Annotated in this window: 18 protein-coding genes and 1 tRNA gene; 1 reads left to right on the top strand and 18 read right to left on the bottom strand. The window is 63.9% G+C overall.

Annotated features, from left to right (window positions below; genetic code table 11):
* Nucleotides 1–63 precede the first annotated feature (63 nt).
* The 3 genes from ACFMO5_RS05515 to ablA form a co-directional block, all read right to left on the bottom strand.
* Complete coding sequence (locus ACFMO5_RS05515; RefSeq protein ID WP_376791753.1) at nt 64–1,158, bottom strand: ATP-grasp domain-containing protein; 1,095 nt, start codon at nt 1,156–1,158, stop codon at nt 64–66.
* A 128-nt stretch (nt 1,159–1,286) separates the two neighbouring features.
* Nucleotides 1,287–2,393: a hypothetical protein gene (locus tag ACFMO5_RS05510; RefSeq protein ID WP_376791752.1), complete on the bottom strand. Its 1,107-nt coding sequence runs from the start codon at nt 2,391–2,393 to the stop codon at nt 1,287–1,289.
* Nucleotides 2,393–3,760, bottom strand: coding sequence for a lysine 2,3-aminomutase (ablA, locus tag ACFMO5_RS05505; protein WP_376791751.1), 1,368 nt, complete (start codon nt 3,758–3,760; stop codon nt 2,393–2,395). Before ablA ends, ACFMO5_RS05510 begins: the two co-directional genes overlap by 1 nt.
* Nucleotides 3,761–4,286: 526 nt before the next feature.
* Here ablA and ACFMO5_RS05500 point away from each other — a divergent pair.
* Nucleotides 4,287–4,988, top strand: coding sequence for a PIG-L deacetylase family protein (locus ACFMO5_RS05500; protein ID WP_376791750.1), 702 nt, complete (start codon nt 4,287–4,289; stop codon nt 4,986–4,988).
* Between the two features lie 120 nt (nt 4,989–5,108).
* Here ACFMO5_RS05500 and ACFMO5_RS05495 read toward each other — a convergent pair whose 3' ends face one another.
* The 15 genes from ACFMO5_RS05495 to ACFMO5_RS05425 form a co-directional block, all read right to left on the bottom strand.
* Nucleotides 5,109–5,741: a site-2 protease family protein gene (locus ACFMO5_RS05495; protein ID WP_376791749.1), complete on the bottom strand. Its 633-nt coding sequence runs from the start codon at nt 5,739–5,741 to the stop codon at nt 5,109–5,111.
* A gap of 220 nt (nt 5,742–5,961) precedes the next feature.
* Entirely contained in the window at nt 5,962–6,462 is a 501-nt protein-coding gene (locus ACFMO5_RS05490) for a hydrogenase maturation protease (protein WP_376791748.1), read from the bottom strand.
* Between the two features lie 111 nt (nt 6,463–6,573).
* Nucleotides 6,574–8,040, bottom strand: coding sequence for a Ni/Fe hydrogenase subunit alpha (locus ACFMO5_RS05485; RefSeq protein WP_376791747.1), 1,467 nt, complete (start codon nt 8,038–8,040; stop codon nt 6,574–6,576).
* Complete coding sequence (locus tag ACFMO5_RS05480) at nt 8,040–9,032, bottom strand: oxidoreductase (RefSeq protein WP_376791746.1); 993 nt, start codon at nt 9,030–9,032, stop codon at nt 8,040–8,042. Before ACFMO5_RS05480 ends, ACFMO5_RS05485 begins: the two co-directional genes overlap by 1 nt.
* Nucleotides 9,029–9,523 carry a hydrogenase iron-sulfur subunit gene (locus ACFMO5_RS05475; RefSeq protein ID WP_376791754.1) on the bottom strand — a complete coding sequence of 165 codons (495 nt, stop codon included), beginning with the start codon at nt 9,521–9,523 and terminating at the stop codon, nt 9,029–9,031. Before ACFMO5_RS05475 ends, ACFMO5_RS05480 begins: the two co-directional genes overlap by 4 nt.
* A gap of 7 nt (nt 9,524–9,530) precedes the next feature.
* On the bottom strand, nt 9,531–11,534 hold the full coding sequence (locus ACFMO5_RS05470) for a 4Fe-4S binding protein (protein WP_376791745.1): 2,004 nt from the start codon (nt 11,532–11,534) through the stop codon (nt 9,531–9,533).
* Between the two features lie 4 nt (nt 11,535–11,538).
* Entirely contained in the window at nt 11,539–12,429 is an 891-nt protein-coding gene (locus ACFMO5_RS05465) for a CoB--CoM heterodisulfide reductase iron-sulfur subunit B family protein (RefSeq protein WP_376791744.1), read from the bottom strand.
* On the bottom strand, nt 12,426–13,013 hold the full coding sequence (locus ACFMO5_RS05460) for a 4Fe-4S dicluster domain-containing protein (RefSeq protein WP_376791743.1): 588 nt from the start codon (nt 13,011–13,013) through the stop codon (nt 12,426–12,428). Before ACFMO5_RS05460 ends, ACFMO5_RS05465 begins: the two co-directional genes overlap by 4 nt.
* A gap of 366 nt (nt 13,014–13,379) precedes the next feature.
* Nucleotides 13,380–13,455, bottom strand: a tRNA-Met gene (locus ACFMO5_RS05455).
* 42 nt (nt 13,456–13,497) lie between these two features.
* A complete protein-coding gene (locus tag ACFMO5_RS05450; RefSeq protein WP_376791742.1) occupies nt 13,498–14,331 on the bottom strand; it encodes a nucleotidyltransferase family protein in 834 nt (277 codons plus the stop codon).
* Nucleotides 14,332–14,377: 46 nt separating this feature from the next.
* Nucleotides 14,378–14,770, bottom strand: a complete 393-nt coding sequence (gene sufU, locus ACFMO5_RS05445) for a Fe-S cluster assembly sulfur transfer protein SufU (protein WP_376791741.1) — start codon at nt 14,768–14,770, stop codon at nt 14,378–14,380.
* 142 nt (nt 14,771–14,912) lie between these two features.
* Complete coding sequence (locus ACFMO5_RS05440; RefSeq protein WP_376791740.1) at nt 14,913–15,656, bottom strand: SDR family NAD(P)-dependent oxidoreductase; 744 nt, start codon at nt 15,654–15,656, stop codon at nt 14,913–14,915.
* 244 nt (nt 15,657–15,900) lie between these two features.
* Nucleotides 15,901–16,992: a redox-regulated ATPase YchF gene (gene ychF / locus ACFMO5_RS05435; RefSeq protein WP_376791739.1), complete on the bottom strand. Its 1,092-nt coding sequence runs from the start codon at nt 16,990–16,992 to the stop codon at nt 15,901–15,903.
* A gap of 72 nt (nt 16,993–17,064) precedes the next feature.
* Nucleotides 17,065–19,101, bottom strand: a complete 2,037-nt coding sequence (locus tag ACFMO5_RS05430) for an ArnT family glycosyltransferase (protein WP_376791738.1) — start codon at nt 19,099–19,101, stop codon at nt 17,065–17,067.
* 61 nt (nt 19,102–19,162) lie between these two features.
* Complete coding sequence (locus ACFMO5_RS05425; protein ID WP_376791737.1) at nt 19,163–20,071, bottom strand: DUF1385 domain-containing protein; 909 nt, start codon at nt 20,069–20,071, stop codon at nt 19,163–19,165.
* Nucleotides 20,072–20,254: the final 183 nt, after the last annotated feature.

The following is a 20,254-nucleotide window of genomic DNA, read 5'->3' as shown; positions in this document are numbered from 1 at the left end:
GTCTCGATTTCCTCCGGCCGGAATACCCCACAGCGCTCCGCCAGCCTTCGAACCGCTTCCTCCTCATCCGCTCGCGGCCATCGAATAGGCGACATGAGCTCCCACCGTCTGAACAGGTTGAAGGGCTTCTTTCCGCCGGCTGCGCCGCTCCCAGGCCAGGCGGATCAGCCGCTCGGCCAGCGTGCCGTAGGTATAGCCGGCGGCAAGGGCGGCGTTGACGAACCCGCTGTTGGGCGCCAGGCTGGGATTCGGGTTCACCTCCAGCACATACGGCGTTTCCCCCTGAAGCCGGATGTCCACCCGCCCATAATCCCGACATCGCACCGCCCGGAAGGCCCGGATCGCCGTTTCCCGGATGCGGGCCTCGAGATCCGCCTCGAGTTCCGCCGGGCACCGCACGGGCGTGAGTTCGTATTCCTCCGAGCCCGGCAGCCACTTGGCGGCGAAGGTGCAGATCCGCCACAGCGGGTTCGAGATCCGGGAGTAGTCCACCTCCGCCAGGGGGAGGACCTCCAGCGTTCGCCCGCCCCAGATGGCGACATTGAACTCACGCCCCTCGATGAAGGTCTCCACCAGCGCCGGTTGGCGATAGGTCTCCAGGACATAGGCGATGCGCTTCCGGAGCGCCGCCTCATCGGCCGCCACGGACTCCCGATCGATCCCGTGGCTGGCATCTTCCTCCAGGGGCTTCACGATCGCCGGGAGAGGGATCCGAAGGCGTTCCCGAGGGTCACGGATCACCTGAGCGGGAGGGGTTGGCAGGCCCGCCGCCCGGATCCGGGCCTTGGCGCGGGCCTTGTCCAGGCAAAGGGCGAGCGTGGGGCCGGGCGATCCTGTGTAGATGAACCCCCGCGCCTCCAGGGCCACCGGCACCACCGCCTCGCCCTGCGGGCGTCCTTCCAGGGTTTCGCACAAATTGACCACCACGGTATCCTGAGGATCAAAGGCCTCTAATGTCTCACGTAGGGAATCCAGGTCCCAAACCGCGCGGACGACCACCCGCCATCCCCGCCCGGTTAAGGCGGAGGCCATCGTCTGAGCGGTGACCAGGACCTCTTCCTCCGCGATCCAATCGCGGGGTTCTCCCCGCGGGAGCTGCTTCACCACGCTGTAAAGGATCAGAACCTGGTTCGGCGCAACCGGGCGACGACGGCCCATGGACGCTCCCTGGAACGATGGCTTCGGAACGATCCGTCCATTCCCATGCCAAACGAATCACCGAGCACTTTGCCGATATCCCACATTCGGGGTGGAGGCCGCCGGAGGCGACCCCCACCCCGAAAGCGTTACCGCTGCCCGATCTCCACCCCGGCCAGCTTCACCGCCGGCTCCACCGGAAGGCCATACCGGCGACAAGCGGCCTCCAAGATCCGGGCGATCAGCACCTCATACGACATCCCGTCCGCCCGCGCGTTCAGCACCATGTCGCTGTACTCGGGGTTCAACCCCGGCAGGGTGTTGATCTCCAACAGGTAAATCCGCCCGGTGGTCGCATCGATCCGCATATCCACCCGGCTCATATCGCAGGCCCCGATCGCCCGGAAGGCCTCGAAGGCCAGCCGCTGCGCTTCCCGGCGCGTTGCTGGATCCAACGGGGCTGGACAGAGATACCGCGGGCCCAAGGGCATTTCCGACTTGATGTAGGAGGTGTAAAGTCCCCGCTGATCCGGCGGGCACGGGCTGAGGTCCACCATCATCGGCGGGAAGACATGCGCCCCGCCGATATCCAATCCCTCCTCCGTGGCCCACCCGCCGGGCGGCCGGAGCCATTCCGCATCCCCATCGATGTTCCCGATGAGGCCGACCGTGAGCTCCGGGCCATCGATGAAGGCCTCCACCAAGGCCTCCTGCCGGTAGGTCCGAAGGATATACGCCACCTGTTCCCGCAGCTCCGCCTCGTTCGTCACCACCGACTTCGCCGAGATCCCCATCCCGCTCCCCTCCCGGTTCGGCTTCACAAAGAGGGGAAAAGACAGGCGGGGATCCAGGGGCTCATCCGGCCGCCGGAAGACCTGGAACGGCGGGGTGGGCAGCCCTTCCGCCACCCACACCCGCTTGGTCATCGCCTTGTCCAAGGAGATGGCCAATACCAGAACCCGGGAGCCCGTATATGGGATCCGCATCATCTCCAGCATGGCCGGCACGTGGGCCTCCCGGGAGTCCCCCCAGTATCCCTCGCAGATGTTGAAGCAGATGTCCGGGCGGAAGCGGCGCAACGCCTCGGGGAGGTCCAAATTCCCCTCGAAAATCGCCGTCGTATGCCCCCAGGCCTCCAGCGCCCGGGCGATCCCTTCCACCGTTTGATCCGAATCCAGCTCCGCCCAGGCATCCGGCGGCTCATCCGGTTGATGGGGCGCGTTCCGCTTGAGGTTCGCCAAGACCGCCACCCGCATCAGAGCACCTCCCCGTTGACGACGGAGATGGGCTCCCCGATGATCAAAGGCATCGTCTCCGTGCCCCCAGTCTGGAGCCGCCGATGCACGGCCTCAAAGCCCTCCGGCTCGATGGTCATCGCGTCGCCCTGCAACAGCCCGAAGATCCCCCGCTGGCCGGGCTCCGGGCGCTGATTCCGGCAGTACTCACAGCGGCTCGGATCGTGGGGCGTGTAATCCGTCGGCTGCTCGTAGGTGCTGATGAAGCCCTCGAAGTTGCGCAGCACCACCCGCCGTTCGTTCATCGCCAGCAGGTAGTTGGGCATCACCGGCACCTTCCCGCCGCCGCCGGGCAGGTCGATCACAAACGTCGGGATGGCGTAGCCGCTGGTGTGCCCCCGCAGGGCCTCCATGATCTCGATCCCTTTGGAGACTGGGGTGCGGAAGTGGCCAGCGCCCTCCACCAGGTCGCACTGGTAGAGGTAATAGGGCCGGACCCGGCGCTTGACCAGCTCGTGGACGAGGGCGCGGATGATGTGCGGGCAGTCGTTAACCCCGGCCAGGAGCACCGTCTGGCTGCCCAGCGGGATCCCGGCGTCGGCCAGCTTCGCCAGCGCCTCGGTGACCTCCGGCGTGAGCTCCTTCGGGTGGTTCACGTGGATGTTCATCCACAACGGGTGATATTTGCGCAGCATCGCCACCAGATCGTCCGTGATCCGTTGAGGCAGGAAGATGGGCACCCGCGTCCCGATGCGGATGATCTCCACGTGAGGGATCGCCCGCAGCCGGCGCAACAGATCCTCCAGGATCGGCTGCGGGAGGATCAGCGGATCCCCCCCGGAGAGCAACACGTCTCGGATCTGCGGCGTGCGGGCGATGTATTCGATCTGCCGGTCGTAATCCCGCCGACCGAAGTTCGCATGGGGATCCCCCACGATCCGGCTGCGGGTGCAGAACCGGCAGTAGCTGGCGCACTGGGTCGTCACCAGCATCAGCACCCGATCCGGATAGCGATGGACCAGACCCGGGACCGGGGAATGCCTGTCCTCCGCAAGGGAGTCCTCCATCAGCCCGGGGGTCGGCGTCAGCTCCCTCGCCGTAGGGATCACCTGACGCCGGATCGGGCAGTTCGGGTCATCGGGATCGATCAGAGAGGCGAAATAAGGGGTGATATCCATGCGAAACCGGTGGGTCGCCGCCGCGCCGGCTTCCTCCTCCGGGGTCAGGCGGATGATTTGCTTCAATTGTTCCACTGAGTTCAGGCGGTGGGTCAACTGCCACCGCCAATCCTCCCATAGCTCATCCGGCACATCCCGCCAGATCGGCGCCCGCGGGCTGCGACGTTTTCCACCAGGGGGCTCCTCCTCCAGCCGCTTCCGCTCCTCCATTGATGTCCCTCCTCAGCAGGTTCTCCTGGCCATCGATCCGGGAGGCCCGAAGATCCTCCGCTCTCCATCCCCCAAATCTCCCTGAAGGGACGATTCGGAGATGAGCTCCATGAGGAGCACAACCCGGATTCCACTTCCATGCGCGGGATTTTACATCAACTTCATCTCCGCATGCGTTAAGAAAACGTGTAGGTTTCGTGATATTTCGGTTAAGTCATTCATCGATGATTTTCGATATATCGAAAATCATCGATGAATGAAAAGGGGTCGCTTACGTCCTTGTGGCCCATCGCCAGCCTTGAAAGCGTTGAGGTACGATGGAATCAAATCGCCGCGCATCGCAGCGGACTCATCAACTTCCAGCACAAGCACTCCTTTCTCATCCGGAGGGATTTCGGAGGCATAGCGTTTGGGCCGGAGGGGATCCGGTGCTTGAAGGGGAGTGACGCAGATCGGCCGTTTTCGCTGGATCTTATAGATCGCGATATAGTCAGAGCATTGAAAGCCGCTGAGCTCAGGAGGGCTTATGATCGAGCCAACGACGCCGGAGCGTGTGTTGGTGGTGGCCGCTCATCCGGACGATGTGGAGTTCACCTGTGCGGGCACGCTGGCCAAGTGGGCCCGGCGGGGCAGCGTGATCGCCCTGGTGCTCTGCACCAGCGGCGATGCGGGGACCGAGGAGGCGCATCGATCGCGGGAGGAGATGATACAGATCCGTGAGGCGGAGCAGAAAGCCGCCGCTCGGATTCTGGGCATCGCGGAGGTGGTCTTCCTGCGCCATCCGGACGGCCTGCTTCAACCCACCCTGGAGTTGCGACGGGAGCTGGTGCGGGAGATCCGCCGCTTCCGGCCTCAGGCCCTGGTTTGCGGGGATCCATCAGCTTATTTCTACGGCGACGACTACATCAATCATCCGGACCATCGGGCGGCGGCCCAGGCGGCCCTGGAGGCGGTGTTCCCCGCCGCCGGGATGCCCCTCGTATTCCCCGAACTGGGTCTTCCACCGCATCGGGTGCGGGAAGTTTATGTGTACGGCGCGACACAACGGAACATCTGGATCGATATCGAAGAGACGCTGGAGCTCAAAATCGAGGCCCTGCGCTGCCATCGCAGCCAAGTGGGGGATTGGGATCCGGGCCCCACCCTACGGGCATGGGCCGCTGAGGAAGGCCGGGCCGTCGGCCTGCGCTACGCGGAGGCCTTCCGCCGGATCCTCCTAGGGGATTGATCAGGAATGTCCATCCAAGGCGGGGCTTGCCCATCCGGGCGCCCACAAGGGGCGCCCCTACGGAATGATGTGGATGCCAATGGGAGGGGCAGGCCTTGTGCCCGCCCGGCCCGTTTCCGGTTACAGCGTGTGCATCAGCCGGAACACCAGCCAATAGAAGGGCTGCAACACGCTCCCGAGCAGACCCAGCTGCCGATCCAGGATCAGGAACAGCAGAAGCAGCAACGGCCCATAGGCCTCCAGGCGAGCATAGGCGTAGGCCAGATCCGGCGGGAGCAACCCCTGCAACACCCGATACCCATCCAGAGGAGGCAGGGGGAGCATATTGAAAACCGCCAGGCCGACGTTAATGAAGACCCACGCGCCGAGGAACTGGAAGGCGAAACCGGGCAAAGGCCAGATCTGTGGGAGCGTTCGATATGCCATGATCCCCAAACCGGCCAACACGAGGTTCATCAACGGGCCGGCGCCCCCGACCACGGCCATCCCCACCCGGGGGCCATAGCGGAGATAGAGCGGGTTCACTGGAACCGGACGGGCCCATCCGAACCCGGCCAGCACCAGCATCAGAGCCCCAATCGGATCCAGATGGGCCATCGGGTTCAGGGTCATCCGTCCATAACGCCGGGGCGTTGGGTCCCCGAGGCGTTCGGCGACCCATGCGTGGGCCAGCTCGTGAAGGGGCAACGCGAAGATGAAGATCACCGCTAGGGCCAAGAGATACCCCGGATCGCTGAAGCGCGCGAACGGCATTCGAAGGAGCCTCCTGGGTTTCCTTATGCTGGATGTTCGTCCGCCTAAAGGGTGTGGATACGGGCACCCACAAGGGGTGACCCTACCCCATCCGGCAGTACGTCCCACCGAAATGCCCGGTGGGAAGATCATCCACACGCGTTAGGGCAACGATCGATGCTAGTGTAGCAAAGAACTCATCAAGGGGAAAGCGGATCTCGGAGGCGTTTCCGCTCGCTCTTCATCGCTCCGTTGAGGAAAGCGATCCGGGCAAGGCTTCCTCCTGCCATTCGCGAACCCGTTCCCGGATCCGGCGGATCAGTTCCGGGAGCGCCTGGCGGACCGAGGGGGTAAGGTCCCCGCCAACGGTTGTGGGATCGGCGACTTCCACAGCGAAGATCTCAATTTGTTCGGGGAAGGGAAGCTGAAGCGCGCGGGCGAGCGCCAGCAGTTCGGGCAGCCCCGCATAATGGGGGGAAGGCGCCCGGATCCGTCCCAACTCCTCCGCCTTCCACCTCCAGATCGTCCCAGGCGGGGCCTGGCCGGTCTGGACGGCATCGATCAAGATCGCCCGCTCGTATCCGACCAGCCAGTCCAGCAAGGCGAGGCCGGAGAGGGGGGTTCCCTCGATCACCAATCCCCCCGACCCCTCCAGCTCCTCCCGAAGGGCACGGGCCGCCAACAGCCCGATCCGGTCATCGCCCAGGAGCTCGTTCCCCAAGCCCAGGATCAGGATCCGCATCGCCCCCCCTTGCCGCTTCCCCGATTTTGAAAATTGGGCCCGGACGCCTTTAAGGCCCGGGCCCAGAATGGCCCTTCCTTTGAGATACCCGTCGCTAAGGCCATAGCGCCCTTAATCCCGACGGATCTCCCGCACGAGCTCGCCGCGGGAGTTGTAGACGCGGACGAGGAGAGGCACCTGGCCAGGCAGGGCATGGGTCGCGCAGCCATGGCAAGGATCGTAAGCCCGGAAGGCGATCTCCACCAGGTTCAGGATCCCCTCGTCCACCTCGCCGTTCCGGATGATCGAACGCGCGGCCTTATCCACCGACATGGCAATGCGGGCCGCGTTGTTCTGGGTGGCGACGATCAGGTTGGCCCGGGTGATCAACCCTCGCTCATCGGTTTCGTAGTGATGGATCAACGTCCCGCGCGGGGCTTCCACCACCCCGATCCCCTCCCGCGGGATCGCCGTCGGCAGGGCACGAACCCGTGGGTCCAGGATCTCCGGGCCCTGTGCCAGCTCCTGCATCCGTTCGGCCGCGTAGAGCAACTCGATCAAGCGAGCCCAGTGGTTGGCCAGGGTGTGATGGACCGGTTTGCCGCCCAGCGTCGCATAGAACTGCTCATAGGCCTCCTGGGCCCGTGGGGTGGCCATCCCATCCGCGGCGTTCAGGCGCGCCAGGGGCGCCACGCTGTAGACGCCGCTCCCCGGCCCATCCACGAAGCCCTTCCAGCCCACGTCTTTTAGATAACAGAACTTGATATAGCTCCACGGCTCCACGTGCTCTGCGATATGCCGTAGATAGTCCCGAGCAGGGAACCTCAGGAATTCCCGTCCCTCCGGATCCACCACCCGCAGCCACCCATCGTAAAAATTCAGCCGGTTCCGGTCGTCTACCAGCCCCATGTAGTAAGTTCGATGGGTATACGTTTCCGAGCGGATCCATTCCACATATTGGGGGTTCTTCAGCACGATGTCTTCGAAGAGCTTGAGGCTGAAGAGCGCGAACTGGACGGCCCGCTCGGCCCCGGCCTGGAAGGCCTCGCGATCCTCCTGGGTGAGCGCTTTGGCGATGCCGCCAGGGAGGCCGAAGACCGGGTGAATCACTTTACCGCCGACGCGGGCGATCAGATCCCGCAGCTGCTTGCGCACCCCGATCACCTCGCGCCCGATCTCCAGGCCCACGCGGGCGAGGACCCCCAAGACGTTCCGCTCCGCTTTCGGAGCCGTGGGGCCGACCACGAAATCCGGCCCGCCCAGGAAGTAGAAGTGCAGGGCGTGATCTTCCACCATGAACGTGCAATATACCAGCTCCCGGATCTTCTTGGCCGCCGGAGGGGGATCCACCTGGTAAAGATCGTCCAGGGCTTTCGTGGCGGCCATGTGGTGGGCGGTGGGGCAGACGCCGCAGATCCGCGAGGTGATCTGGGGCATCTCCTCGGCGGGGCGGCCCACCACAAATTTTTCGAACCCCCGCAGCTCCGGGACCTGGAAGTAGGCCCGTTCCACTTCCCCTTTCTCGTCCAAGAAGATATGGATCTTGCCGTGTCCTTCCAGGCGGGTGATCGGATCGATCACGATCTCGCGACGGCTCATCACGACCCCCCTTTCTCAGCGCGTTCACCGTCTCGGATCCGACGGTAGAGCAGCGAGGCGGGAAGGCTGTAGCGGTAGAACAGGCCGACCGGATCGGGGATCCCCTCCAGGATGCGCTCGATCTCAGCCTCCTCCGTCGCATCGAACAGGGAAGCGATGGCGGAGAGGGCTTTGGCCCCGCCGTCCAGGACGCGGCTGGTCGGCCCTAAGCAGCCGGTGCATGGCATGCTGCCAGCGATGCAGGCCGCCCCGCACCCGCTTCGGGTGGCCGGGCCCAGGCAGAGCAATCCCTGGGCGAGCAAGCAGGTCCCCGGGTCGATGAGGACCTGATGCGGTCGCTTCAGGTCTTTCAGCGCCAGGCGCTCCGGTTTCGTCGGCTTGCGAGGGCATTCGGCGCACAGCGCGACCTCCGGGGCCAGCACGGAGCCCTTCGGCGGCAAGTTCCCGGTGAGGAGCGCTTGGAGGGCAGCGCGGATCAGACCCACCGGAGGCGGGCAGCCTGGGAGGTAGTAATCGACCTCCACCGTCTGATCCAAGGTCTGAACGGCCTCCCAGAACGCCGGGAGGGTAAGCAGTCCCTCATCCGCCTCAATGCGCTCCGCGGGGCGTATCCGCTGGGGGTTGACCACGCTGGGCGCCTCCTCGTAGACGTAACGGAGGATCTCCTCGCGGTCGAACAGGTTCGCTAAGCCGGGGACGCCGCCCATATGAGAGCAACTTCCGAAGGCGATGAGGACCTGCGCTTTGGACCGCAGGAGATGCGCCATCTCCGCCTGTTCGGAGGTCCGGATGGCGCCGTTGATGAAGGCAGCGGCCAGCTCCCCGTCGGCGAGGCGTTCGACATCTTCCCGCTTGAAATCTAAGGCCACCGGCCAGAAGGCGATCTCCACCGCCTCCACGACCGCCAGGATCTCCTCCGCCAGATCCACCACGGCCTCCTCACAACCTCCACATGAGGCGCACCAGTAGAACGCGACCTTCGGCTTGCTCATGGCAGGGCTCCTTCCCGGGCGGCAGGCTGAGGCTCCGCTGGAACCCGGATGGGAAGACGGATCGCTCCAGGGCGTGGGGCCAGCCGGAGGGGACCCAGCCTGCGGATCGTTTCGGCGAACTCGTTCGCCACCTTCTGAACACGGTCCCCTTCCGAGGCGGAGATCCATTCCAGCCGCAGGCGCTCCTCTTCGATCCCCATCTCCCGCAGCAGCCGCTTCAGCAATCGGTAGCGCCGCAGGGCCTTGTAATTGCCCTCCTGATAATGACAGTCCCCCGGATGGCATCCACCGATGAGAACCCCATCGGCCCCGTGGCGGAAAGCGGCCAGGACAAACTGAGGATCCAGTCGTCCGGAGCACATCAGGCGGATCACGCGCACATGGGGCGCATAAGTCATGCGAGCGGTCCCGGCCAGATCCGCCGCGGTATAGGTGCACCAGTTGCAGAAGAAAGCCACGATCCGGGGCTCAAAGGGTTTTCCTTCCGCCATCGGCTGCTCAGACATAGGCCAACACCCCCTCGATTTCTTGGAAGATCTGCACATCTTCGAACAGATGTTGTCGAGCTGCCCCGGATGGGCAGGCGGCCACGCAGGTGCCACAGCCCTTGCACAGGGCCTCGTTAATCACAGCCACCGCCTTCCCCTCATCGAACGAAATCGCGTTATACGGGCAGAGGCCAATGCAGGTCTTACAACCGGAGCACAATTCCTCGACGATGTAAGCGGTGTTCGGTTCTAACTCCACATAGCCCTTATCGATGAGGGCGAGGGCCTCCGCGGCTGCGGCTCCCGCCTGGGCCACGCTATCGGGGATGTCCTTAGGCCCCTGACAGGCCCCGGCCAAGAAGATCCCATCTGTGAACGTGGAGACCGGGGCCAGTTTGGGGTGCCGCTCCAGGAAAAAGCCCTCCTTGCTGCAGGAGATGTTAAACATGCGGCGCACTTCATCGGCATCCGGTTGAGGCTCCAAGCCCACCGCCAGGACGACCATATCCACCGGGATGCGGCGCACAACGCCGATCATCGTATCTTCCACTCGGAGGATCAGCTTCCCCTCTTCCTCCGGCGTGATCGCCCAATCGGTGATCTCAGCCACCCGGCCGCGGATAAAATGTACTCCTTCCTGGAGCAACCGATCGTAGAATTCCTCATAACCCTTCCCGGGAGTCCGCATATCGATGTAGAAGTTATAAACCTCAGCGCCGGTCCGCTCTTTAATCAGATGAGCCAACTTGAGGGAGTACATGCAACAGACGCGGGAGCAATAGCGGTTAAAGCGTTCATCCCGCGACCCTACACAATGGATGATCCCTACCCGTTTGGGGATACGGCCATCGCGCAGGCGAACCTCCCCGCCGGTCGGCCCGGCGGCGTTCACCAGGCGCTCGACCTCCAGGGCCGTATAGACGTTTGGATGCTTCCCGTAACCATACTCGGGGATCCGCCGGGCATCGAAGGTCTTGAACCCGGTGGCCAGGATGATCGCTCCAACCTCGATCTCCTCAATCCGCTCCTGCTGCTCGAAGTCGATCGCCTTGCGCTCGCAAGCCTCCAGGCAGGTCCGCTTACATTTGCCGGTCTTGAACCAGATGCAGGTCTCCGGATCGATCAACACCACCCGAGGGGTAGCCTGCGGGAAGGGGATGTAAATGGGCTTTCGCCTGCCCAGGCCCAAGTTGAACTCGTCCGGGAAGCGCGCGTCTTTATAAACGCATGCGTCGATGCACTGCAGGCATCCGATACAGAGCTCCTCGCTGACATAGCGAGGCTTCCGACGCACTTGAACCCGGAAGTTCCCCACGAACCCCTCGACCCGGGTGACCTCGGAATAAGTCCACAGGGTGATGTTTGGATGAGCGGCCACAGCGGACATCTTGGGGGTGAGGATGCAGGCGGCGCAATCCAGGGTAGGGAAGGTTTTATCAAAATAGGCCATGTGACCGCCGATGGTGGGCTCTCGTTCCACCAGGTAAACGTGCTTGCCTGCGTCCGCCAGGGTGAGCGCGGCGTGGATCCCGGCGATCCCGCCGCCGACCACCAACACACGATCCTTTACGGGGACGCGTCGGCGATCCAAAGGTTCGTGGAAGATCACCCGTCGGACGGCGGCGGCCACCAGCGCTTTCGCCTTCTCGGTGGCTTGGCGGGGATCCTCGGTCACCCAGCTCACATGCTCACGGATATTCGCCATCTGGAAGAAGAAGGGGTTCCGGCCGGCCCGTTCAAGCACTCGACGGAAGGTGGCCTCGTGGAGGAGCGGGGAGCATGAAGCGACGATCACGCGGTTCAACTTAAACTCTTCGATGTCCTGGCGGATCAGCTCCTGCCCCGGCTCCGAGCACATGAACTTATACTCGCGGGCGACGACCACGAAGGGCAATGTTTTAGCGAACTCAACCACCTCGTGGACATCCACCTTCCCCGCGATGTTCAGGCCACAATGGCAGATGTAGACACCAATTCGGGGACCTCCATCGGGATAAACCTCAGGCGCGTGCATGGCTCTACCCCCTTACCGAGGCCACAGCCAGTTTTTCCATGGGAACCATCAGGCGCTGCAACCCCAACTCCCGCGCTGGGAGCCCCATCGCCAACCCCATCAACTGGGTGAAGTAAAGAACCGGCATGGGCGCGAGCGCGGGGTAGCGGCGGCGGATTTGATCCTGGTAAGCCTCCAGGTTGAACTGACAGAGAGGGCATGCGGTGATCACCACATCTGCCCCCCGCCGCTGTGCCTCATGGAGCAACAGGTAATTCAACCGCAGGCCGACCTCTGGAATCGTTCCGGTCAAGCTGCCGCCACAGCAGTGGCTCTTCAACGGCCAGTCCACGGGCTCCGCGCCAAGGGTTCGAACCAGCTCATCCATGGTGGTCGGATAATGAGGATGATCGAAGGACGCAAAGGGGCGCACAATCTGGCAGCCGTAGTAACACGCAACCCGAAGCCCGCGAAGGGGCTGCCGCACGTGGCGGGCGATCTCTTTCAAGCCGACGTCGTTCGCGAGTACATCTAATGGATGGCGGATACGGACCCGGCCTTGATAGCGATGCCCTCCCTCCTGCAGGGCACGTAAGATTTCCTGGGAAAGGGAGCCGGCTGAGGCCAGACACCGCTGGGCCTTTAAGAGCACCAGATAGCATGCGCTGCAGGGGGCGATGAGTTGGGTGGTTCCATCCGCGGTCGGGCTCTGCTGTTCCGCCAGGGCCAGGTTGCGGGCAGCGAGGGCGCAAGATTGATGCTCATCGATGGACATGTAGGTGGTGGCCCCACAACAGTTCCAGTCCGCAAGCTCAACGAGGGGGATCCGCAATGCCCGAAACACCGCCAGGAGGGATTCTTCATAAGCCCGTCCGGTTCCTTTCAGAGAACAACCCGGGAAGTAAAGATAGGTCATGTCGCAACCTCCCGCCGTTCCACAATCTGTAACACTCGACGCAACCCCTGACGATCCCGGATTCCCTCTGGGCGAAGCGGAAAGCGGCCGCGACGCAACAATCCCCATCCGGTTGGGATCAACCCCAGGATGCGTAAAGGCATCGTCCTCAGGTAAAGCTTGAGAACGGTCGAGCTTTCGGTGAAGCGGCCGCGACGGCGGACTGTCTCATAGAACAGACGGGCCAGGACCGGGATGGGGAACCGCGGCGGATAAACCCCTTCGCGGATCGCATAACGTTTGAGGGCATACATCACATCGGTGATGGGGATTTGCTTGGGGCACTCCACGGTGCAGGCATAGCAGGAGGCGCACAACCAGATCGTCAGGCTCCGCAAAACCTCATGCTTAAATCCCTCCCGGACCATCGCCATAATGCGCCGAGGGGTATAGTCCATATAGAGGCTGAGGGGACAAGCGCTGGAACATGTTCCGCACTGGATGCAAGATAATAATGCGGGGGAACCACTTAAAGCGATGACCTCGCGGGCGAACGACGGATCCAGCTCGGACTCATAGCGAACGCGGCGCTCGATAACAGCCATTCGCTGCTCCTTTCTCACACCGGGGAACCGCGTGGCTGACCCTTCTTCGTTCTCCACCTTTACCTTAGAGGCCCATTCAGGAACATCCAAGTGACATGTTTCACAATCATTTGTGATTAGAATCACGATAGGTCGACATCTTAGGGAATTCGCTTCCCTCGCCCTAACCCCAACCGGCATGTCCGCTTCGCCGAATCCGGCTCGTGGACGGAGAGGCGAGTCGTCCACCGTAGCTTTGAGGGCTTCAACCGATCTTCATCCCTCGGAGGAATCCGGCGTGGCCTCAGAAACCGGAAGAGTTGGAGGGGTTCATCGCTTTTAACGAAAAGCGCCCCGTGGGCTTGCGCCCGGGGGCGCTTTTCAAGGTGGTGGCGAGGGTGGGACTCGAACCCACAGCCCGCCGATTATGAGCCGGCTGCTCTACCACTTGAGCTACCTCGCCACGTTCGGTTCACAAAAATTATATCTTGGGGAAAGAAACTCGTCAAAGGGAATTGACTCCGCGAGGCCTTGGGGGGTTGCCCCCCTCAGGATCCCCGGCCTCCAGCTGCGCCAGGAATTCGAGCAGCCGCGCCCGCAGGCTTTGGAACGTCGGCCGCATCCCTTCCACCAGCGGACGGCATTTCGCCCACTCCAACTCAAAGCCGTAGGTGTGGCGGAAGAGATGGCGGAAACGCATATAATCCGCCAGCCGGGCGGCCAGCTCCCGATCGATCACCGCCGGCCGAACATCCATCCACGGGTTCATCATCCGTTGCAACAGATAGGTATGCCAATGGGGCCCCACGGGGAGATCCCCATCGATCCGCACCGCAATCCGCTCGAAGATCCGCTCGATCCCCGAGTAAAAATCGTGCAACAGGCTGCCGATGCTTCGCATGGCGAATTCGTCCGGCTCCCCCTGCAGCCGGCTCTGGAAGCTTTCCATGCTACGGATCAGACGCTCCAGGTTGGCGAGCTCGAGCTCCACTTCTTGGCGCAGCGCCGCCAGAGAACCCGTCGGCATCTCTTGCCCCTCCAGGATTCGATGTCGCAGATCGGGGGCTGCACTCTCCAGGGTGATCAGGTGCAGCTCCATTCCCTCCGGCAGCAGATCCCAACACGCCCGCAGGGCTTCGAAATAACGCTCCGGGGCCAGGCCCTCGACGGCGATGTCGATATCGGAACGCGCATGCCATGGGCTATGCCCGGCCAGGGAACCAAAAACAAAGGCCCTGCGGACGCCGAAACGGGTTTTCAGGAGATCGATGCATGCAGTTGCGGCTTTCCATGCGGCGACGCGCCGCGCTTCCGCATCCTCTTTCGTGTCCACAGCCATCGCCTCCCCCGACCGAACGCATGGGGGCCGAATGCAAAACAGACCGTTATCCGAGCTCGTCCCAATCGATCTTCGGCAGGCCGTAGAGGCCGGCCTTCAGGACCTTCAGGGAGAGCAGGGCGCACTTGATGCGCGCCGGCCCCAAGGGGATCCCCAACATCTCCAGGATGTCGTCCCGGGTCAACCGCCGGGCCTCCTCCACCGTGGCCCCCCTGATCCGCTCCGTAAGCATCGAGGCCGAAGCCTGGCTGATCGCACACCCCTTCCCAGAGAACCGCACATCCACAATACGCCCATCCTGCACTTTCAGATCGATCCGAACCCGATCCCCGCACAACGGATTGTCGTCCTCATAGGAGATATCGGCGTCCGGAAGCTCCCCATAGTTCCGAGGGTTCTCGTAATGGTCTAGAATGAGCTCCCGATAAAGATCTTCCATAGTGACCCGCCTCATTTTTCAAGATGAAACGTCACAAGCCGCTTGAAGAAAGGGTGCACCTTTGACTCAAACCACCCCAGGATCATCATACCACGCCCGTTCCGCCGCCTCACATTCTGACTCGGGCCGTCCGTCCCTCAAATCAGCGGATCGCATCCGGCGCACGCTCGTCCGATGCGCGCCCCGTACCGCCGAGGAATCGCCCCCGGATTCGAAAGATGTGGCTTGTTCCATCCAGCCGGGCGATGCCATCCAGAGCGGACGCCAAGTCCACTTCCAAAGCGGAGGGCTCCTGTTCCCCTTGGCTCTGGTCCTCGATGAGGAGCAGATGCACCGCTACGCCCAGGGGGTTGAACGCCTCCCGGGCGGCGTGGGCCAGAAAGATCAACCCCGCCTTCCCCGCCCCGTAGGCAGCGTGCAACCTCCCCCCTTCTAGAACCTCAACCGGGGCCAGGAACCCGAAGGCCCCGCGCCCTCGCGCGATCATCCCGGGAGCCGCCGCCTGCAACAAATTGAAGGCCCCTTTCAAGATCACCGCGATCGTGCGATCCCATTCGTATTCCCCCATCTCCAGCAGGGACCGATGGGGGTGGACCTCCGCGTGATGGATGACCAGATCCAATTGGCCGCAGCGCGCGAGGATCTCCGCCGCCATCGCGCCGACGGCGACCCGGTTGGCCACATCGGCATGGAAAGGCTCGGCGGAGCCGCCCGCTGCCCGGATGCGCGCTGCCGTCCGCTCCGCCGCGGCCAGGTGGATGTCGTTGGCCACGACATGGAAACCCCGAGCCGCCAGGCCCAGGGCGATGGCTTCCCCAAGCCCTCGGCCGGCGCCCGTGACCAGCGCCACGCCTCGGGAGTTCCCCACAGGGATCGATGCGCTCACGCTTCCCTCCTGACTCGTGCTCCCTCCATATTGTTTTGAGGATATGGGATGGTGAGAGCCGATGGCCCCACCTTCTTTTATCTCCCCCCCACGGTCCAATGGGACGTGGGGAGGGGGATGAAAATATTTTGGGGGCGGAGCCAGACGCTGAAGGCGCTTGGCTCCGCCCCCAAATCCCCCCGAGGAAGCTAACCGCATAGGAGGCTTTCCTGCTGGCCCTTCCGGGCTGCGCCGGCTTCCGGGCTCAGGCGTGGAACCGGAAGTGGAGCACATCCCCATCCTGAACTTCGTAATCGCGCCCTTCGATCCGCCAGAGCCCTCGCTCCCGCGCGGCCTGGGGGGAACCCGCTTCCACCAGGAGATGCCATGGGATGACCTCCGCCCGGATGAAACCCCGTTCCATATCCGAGTGCACCCGCCCAGCCGCCTGCTGGGCTCGGGTTCCGCGGGGGATAGGCCAGGCCCGAACCTCCCGGCCTCCCGTGATGGTGAAGAAGGTGATCAAACCCAGATGCGCGTAAGCGACCTGGATGAGGCGATCGAGAGCGGAGCCGGATAGCCCCAGGCTTTCCCGGTAGGCCCGGGCCTCCTCCTCCGGCCATTCGTTCAGGGCGGCCTCCAGCTCCGCGCAAACGACGAGAAAGGGACTGCCTTCCATAGCTGCCCGACGGGCCAGCTCGGCGGCCACCGGCCCACCTTCCGGGAGGTCCTCCTCCCCCACGTTCAGAAGGATCAGGCGGGGTTTATCCGTTAGCAGGAAGAGCTCCCGCAACAACTCTTGCCACGCCGCCCGCGCCGGCCAGGTTCGGGCCGGGCGCCCGGCCTGCAGATGGGCCGCCAGGTCCTCCAGCGCCGCGAGGGTCTCCGCGAAGGCGTGAGGATCCGCTTTGGCCGCCTTGCGGGTCTTCTCCAGGCGCCGGCGCACGGTCTCTAAATCCGCCAGCGCCAGCTCCAAATCCAGCACCTCCAGTTCGGTCAGCGGATCCACCTCTCCCAGCCCAGCCGGGATGTTCGGCACATCGAAACCCCGAAGCACCATCAGGACGGCATCGACCTCGCGGATGTGGGCCAGGAACTGGTTCCCTAAGCCCTCCCCCCGGTGGGCATTGCGAACCAACCCGGCGATGTCCACCACCGTCAACGTGGCCGGAACCACCCGCTCCGGCCCAACGATCCGCGCCAGAGCCTCCAGTCGGGGATCCGGCACGGGGACCACGCCTCGATGCGGCTCGAGGGTCGTGAAGGGATAGGGCGCCGTGGGCACGCGATGGCGGGTCAGGGCGTTAAACAGGGTCGACTTGCCCGCATTGGGCATTCCGACAAGGCCAATTTCCATCCGGTTCCTCGGCGAGGAAGAATCCCCTTATCAGTTTATATGATTTGCGCCACTTGACATGCGGATCGTCCGCTATCGCATGGATCTCAATTGGGGATAATCCTTCCTGAACACAGGGAAGTCCGGTCGAGCTGGCGAGCCTCTGAACACCTCATCCGAAGCGATAGGGGGACCCGCCGCAGGCACCACTCGGATCTCCGTAAGAAGAACCCCATCCGCCCCAGATCCTTCGACGGGGATCCGACCGCCAGGAGGGAAGCGGCGGTAAAAGCCTGCTTTTATCCAGTAAACCCCTGGGGGAACGGGATCCGGAGCCCGTAGTGGATAGAAGTCGCTATAAAGCCGACCCGGTATCCAGCGCGGAAGCGGCCAGAAGGCCGGATGCTCGTGATCCTCCTGGAAAACCTGAGGAGCATCCAGGGTGTCCGCCGGGAGGACGTGCACGTAGACACTGAGCGGCTCCGTCACCGGACGAAGGGTTCGAAGCCAGAGCGTCAATCCGATCGAATCTCCCGGCCGCACGGTGTTCGCCTGCACGGAGAACGCTACCAGTTCGATCTGCCCCCCGAAACGCTGACCGACGCAGCGCCTCCCCTGGCCATCGCAAAACGGCTGTCGGACGGCCCGAACCCATCCGAAGGCGGCGACGGCGTTCAGGGCGATCAACCCAGCCAACAATCCCCAGCGGGCGCCGGTCGCTACGGTTTGCAGCCTGAACGCCGCCTGGGGGGGTTTTCCAGGCTCGCAGCCCCGGGCAAGCCCCCATAGGCCAAGGCCCCCCAGAGCCAGGATCCCCATTCGCAGGCCCCAAGCCGCTGGGGGAGCGATCCCCAGCGCCTCCAAACGATGGAGGGCCGGCACCCAGTCGGTTCCGCTCGCGAGGAGACGCCACTGGCCTAGAATGGGGGACAGCTCCGGCCGAAACCAAATGGGGGGGACTTCAGGATAACCCCCAGCGACCAATAGCCATGAGTGAAAAGCGTTATGATCCGTGAAGATCCCAGGAAGCTGAACCAGGAACCCCAGCGCCCCCAGCCCCCGAGCGGCCCACAGGCCCGGCCGCTGTCGAAGAGCGCCCCCCGCCATCAGGAGCAGGAAGGGGATCACCGGGATCAGGAAGCGAGGTCCCCACGACCAGCCTCCATCCCAGGCCCACCATTGGCCATACAGGGCTACGTATCCTCCGAAGAGGGCCGCCACCGCCCAAACCAACGCTCGGTCCCGTCGCCCCAGCGACACCGCCCCGGGGAGGGCCAGCAGGACCGGAGGGGCATAGAACAACAAGCCACGGCCGGGGCTGAACAACAACCCGAGGACACCCTCCAACAGGGGAGACGTAAAGCCCTCCCCTTGATAGCCATGAAGCAGGGGGTTGCCGAAGCGATAAGTGTTGTGCCAGAGCAGTAAGGAGAGCGGGATCCCCAGGCCGATCCCCCACCATCCCAGGAGCGAGAGACGCTGTCGCCAGGTCCGGCCCTGAAGGAGAAGATAGAGCCCGGCGGCGGGCAAAGCCGCCACGGCCCCCTCCCGGGTCAGCACCGCCCAACCGATCGCCAGACCGCCCAGGGTGATCCCCGTCAACCGGCCGGAGCTCAGGAGGCGGAACCCGATCAGCAGGCAGAAGGCGATCAGCGCCTCAGGGAAGAACATGCGAGCGTAGACAGGCGCAGGGGTCGCCAGGGCGAACAGCGCCGTGATCCCCAACGCCGCTCGGACGCCCCAGAGCCGGCGGGCCCATTCGTATAGAAGCGCTCCTGTCCCCGCCATCGCCAGGGCCGGCAGCATGTTCACGAACAGGCGCGTGGTTGGGGACTCCGCGCCTCCGACGATCCGGCCGAGCCCGTAGAAAAGAGAGGCCGCCAACGGCTGACCCAGCTGGTAGCGAACGAACCACCGCCCATCCCAGCCGGGCCGGAGAAACCCGCGCTCAATCAGCCAGGGGATATACGACTCAGGGCGAAGATGAACAACAGCGCTCCCTCTTTCTACCAACGCCACCGTTTCCCAATAAACCATATCCCCATCGATTGTTCCAAAATCCGTCCCTGGAGTCAGGGCGAGGAACAGGGCGCTTAGGAGCAAACCGATGGACCACGCTGGAGGATTCAATGAGAGGCCTCTCATGACCCTCTCCACATTCGCCCGTTGAACCCATGTGGAATTTGGAGATCTAAAGGGGATGACCCGCTCCTTCCATCTCCCGTGCCGCCTGAAGGGCGGCCAAGGCGACCTCTAACATCGCCTCGTCCGGCTCCCGAGTGGTCAGCCGCTGCAGCCAGAGGTTCGGGGCAGAGAGGGCGGCCACCAGCCGCACGTGTTGGTACCGCGCGCTGAGCCACAGCACTTCGTAGGAGAAGGCGGCCAAGACCGGAAGCAGCGCGAGGCGCAGGGCCAGCCGCTCGACCAGGGTCGAGGCGGGCAGGAAGGCGAAGAGGACCGCTGCGACCACAATCACCGTGAGCAGGAAGGCAGTCCCGCAACGGGGGTGGGCCGTTGGGAAAGGACGGGCCCCGGCGATGGTGAGGGGGGCGCCCGCCTCCAGGGCGTGCACCACTTTGTGCTCCGCCCCATGGTAAGCGAACACCCGGCGGATCTCGGAATGGCGTCCCACCGCGACCAGGTAACCGATCACCAGCCCTAGACGGAAGAGGGCCTCCAGGACGGTCCGTATCCCCGTCGACAGCCCGAGCAGGCGCTCGATCCCCTCCGCGAGGAAGGCGGGTAATAGCAGGAAGAACCCCAAAGCCAGGGCGAGGGAAGCCGCCATGGTGAGCAGCGCGGCCGGGCTCCGGATGGACCCTTGATCCTCCGGCTCCCCCGCGGCGATCGCCGCGGAGAACCAGAGGGCCTCCATGCCCCAACGAAGGGTCTCCCACAGAATAATCGCCCCGCGGATGAAAGGCCAGCGCTGCCATTTCGGACGAGGCGGGAGGCGGATCGTTCGCAGGGCGATCTGGCCGTTCGGCGCCCGGACAGCCACGGCGAGCCCGTTCGGCCCCCGGATCATCACTCCCTCCAGAACCGCCTGCCCACCGTATCGAACGGCCGTCCGCGCAACTCGCGAAGAGGAAGCTTCCATCAGGACCCACCCTCCTTCGGCTGTCGGTCAACCGCTGCCTTTATAGATGATTTAGCCCGCTCAGAGGGATATTCTAATCCCGTTCAATCTGTGCCTGCATCGGATGTGCTCCGCCGCTCGCCAGGAAGAAGGGATGGCCCCTCCCTCCCGCGGGGGGGGGGGGGGGGGGGGGGGGGGGGGGGG

Origin of the sequence: Thermoflexus sp. (assembly GCF_042408365.1) — a bacterium.
Taxonomy (GTDB): domain Bacteria; phylum Chloroflexota; class Anaerolineae; order Thermoflexales; family Thermoflexaceae; genus Thermoflexus.
Note: the sequence above shows the minus strand (reverse complement) of the source record. Positions and strands in the feature narration are given on the sequence as shown.